The organism is Wenyingzhuangia sp. (assembly GCF_039768515.1).
Taxonomy (GTDB): domain Bacteria; phylum Bacteroidota; class Bacteroidia; order Flavobacteriales; family Flavobacteriaceae; genus Wenyingzhuangia.
This window is the reverse complement of sequence record NZ_JBDNAI010000016.1, coordinates 1-2,836: the sequence shown is the minus strand read 5'-3', so window position 1 is coordinate 2,836 and position 2,836 is coordinate 1. Positions and strand designations below refer to the sequence as shown.

Sequence of the window (2,836 nt, the reverse complement as noted above, 5' to 3'; positions counted from 1 at the left end):
CTCTGGTAATCTGCCAAAAACTGACTCCAATTGCAACACCTATAAAAATATAAAATAAAGCTAACATATTTATTTTGTCTTAATTTTTTAATTCAATGATTATTAATGGTGATCTCCAGATCCTTCTCCTGTGTGTTCGATATTGTAATAGTGAAAATGCTCACTCTCCTTTAAGAATGGATTTCCTTTCGCAATTGGATTTGCCTTTGCAAATGCACTAAACGTAGTATAGATAAACAATCCTATAAAGAAAAAGATTGCACTTAATTCAGGGATTCCAAAAGACCACTGAGCGCCTACTGTTGATGGCATAACCATGACAAATACATCTACATAATGTCCCATTAAGATAACTGCTCCTCCAATAAACACAAACCAAGGCCTGCTTTTAAAGTCGCTATTAATTAATAGTAATATTGGGAATACAAAGTTCATCACAACCATTCCTAAGAAGGGTAACTTATACTCTGTAAATCGTGCTACGAAATAGGTTGTTTCTTCTGGAATGTCTGCATACCAGATTAACATAAATTGTGCAAACCATAAGTAGGTCCAGAATACAGAGAAACCAAACATGAATTTTGCTAAATCATGAATGTGACTGTCATTGATTCCAGGCAGGGCATTTTTAGAACGTAAGTAGATGGTTACAAACGCAATTACTGTTAATGCACTTACTAATAATGTTGCCAATACATACCATCCAAATAATGTGGAAAACCAGTGTGGGTCTAATCCCATAATCCAGTCCCAAGACATCATTGATTCTGTGATCATGAATAAGAATAAGAAAACAACAGACATGTTATAGTTTTTCTTATAGGTTTTGTTGCCGTCGTTTGCAGTATCTTCTTTGATAGAACCTTTTCGAATTAAGAATCTATAAACATTCCATATGACAAGGTAAGCGATACTTCTTAACATAAAGCCGGTAGCATTCATCCATATCGATTTTCCGTCAATAATAGCATCATACTTGTCGCTTTCGGGATCAAAAACGCCTTCTGCCATCCATGGAAATAAGTGGTTGATGTGCATTACTGAAGCTGCCAAAACAAGAATCATAATAATCGATACTGGCAGTAAGTTTGCTGTAATTGCTTCCATCACTCTTAAGATGACTACTGACCAACCAACTTGTGCAACACGTTGAATTGCATAAAACGTTAGTACCAATAGTGTCAATCCTAAAGAGAAGAACAAGGCTACATAAAATGCGGACCAAGGTCTGTTTTGTAATTGATGTAAAACATGCGTGGCATGTTCGTCATCGTGAGATGTACCGTGTGCTTCTGAGCTAGCATGTACATCACCATGAGATGTATCTTTGTCTTCGGAAGCATGTGCTTCTTTATCTGTTTTTAGTGCATGCGAATTATGACCTGCTTCCGCTGCATGAGGTGTTGCTGCCTCACCATGACCAGCTCCATGAGCGTCACTATTTGCAGCTTCAATTGCATGTTTTGCGTCTTCTAATGTCTTTTGAGAGCCATTATAAAAACTATACGCCAACCCAACAAACCCTAATATTATAAGGGCTAGTGAGAATGTTTTTAATCTACCTGAGAATTGATACATATCTTTCGTATTCTTTCTTTTTTAAACTTATTTTAACAAATCTGCACGTAAAACTTCTACGTATTGAACAATTTGCCAACGTTCCTTGTATGTTAATTGAGAGGAATGAGAACCCATTAAGTTTTTACCGTGCATTAAAACATGATAAATGCTCCCTTCTGTAAGGTCCCTATCTTTATAATTAGGGATTCCTAAGAATTTCTCAGTTTTGGATAAATGTCCGTTTCCATCTCCTTTTTTACCATGACAAGAAGTACAATATATGGTGTACATTGCCTTTCCATTGGCCAAGTTTGCTTCATTACGCTCTAAAGGATTTTTTAGGTCTGCTTTCGCTTTCTCATATCCTTCATTGGTATCTGCAATATCATAAGCAGGGTGTCCTCCTCTTGGGATGGTTCCAGCAACTGGTTTGCGGTTCACAGGATTTCCATTCAGACCATTTTCTGCATCTGTATCGTAAGGAGTCGATTCATACATGTCTGGCATGTATTGCATTTGGGGAGTTCTCTTATCGCCACAAGAAGCTAAACTTGCAACAATTACTAAAGCGATAATTAATTTAAAATTCTTCATTATCTATTGATTAATGCTTGTCTACTACGTTAATTTCTACTGCGCCTGTTTCACTTAACAAAGAAGTTAGTTCTGCTTCGTTGTTGTGCACTGGAATTTCCATTAAAAAATGGTCATCTGTGGTTCTTGGATCTGGATTTTCTGCATCTTTAAAAGGCCATATTCTACTTCTCATATAGAAAGTAATTACCATTAAATGGGCTGCAAAAAATACGGTCAATTCAAACATGATTGGCACAAAGGCTGGCATGTTTTCTGCCCAACTAAAACTTGGTTTTCCACCAATGTCTTGTGGCCAGTTGTCAATCATCATATAATTGGTCATCCAGATAGCAAAACCTAAACCTGTAATTCCATACAAAAATGCAGTAATGGCAAGTCTGGTTGGTGCTAATCCCATGGCTTTGTCTAGGCCGTGAACAGGGAATGGACAAAATACTTCTTCAATGTGATGGTGTGCTGCTTTTACAGTTTTTACTGCATCTAACAGCACTTCGTCATCGGTATAAAACGCGTGAATAACTTTTGATGATTCCATAATTATCCGTTTAAATTGTTATCAGAATCTTCCTTCTTGCTCGCTGCATCTAAAACAACAATGGCTGGCTTAGTAGGAATTCCTTGTTCGCTTCTCTTCTTGTAAAATTCACCCGAAGATTTTAAAATAGTTTTTACTTCCGCT

3 protein-coding genes are annotated in these 2,836 nt (G+C 36.8%); all 3 read right to left on the bottom strand.

The features are described 5' to 3' along the window. Positions 1–102: 102 nt before the first annotated feature. Genes ABF281_RS01125 through ABF281_RS01115 form a run of 3 tightly spaced genes read right to left on the bottom strand, consistent with a single transcriptional unit; the run spans position 103 to position 2,692 of the window. Complete coding sequence (locus tag ABF281_RS01125; RefSeq protein ID WP_347179860.1) at positions 103–1,578, bottom strand: quinol:cytochrome C oxidoreductase; 1,476 nt, start codon at positions 1,576–1,578, stop codon at positions 103–105. 27 nt (positions 1,579–1,605) lie between these two features. Continuing rightward, entirely contained in the window at positions 1,606–2,154 is a 549-nt protein-coding gene (locus tag ABF281_RS01120; protein WP_347179859.1) for a cytochrome c, read from the bottom strand. A 10-nt stretch (positions 2,155–2,164) separates the two neighbouring features. Further along, positions 2,165–2,692 carry a DUF3341 domain-containing protein gene (locus ABF281_RS01115; protein ID WP_347179858.1) on the bottom strand — a complete coding sequence of 176 codons (528 nt, stop codon included), beginning with the start codon at positions 2,690–2,692 and terminating at the stop codon, positions 2,165–2,167. Positions 2,693–2,836 lie beyond the last annotated feature (144 nt).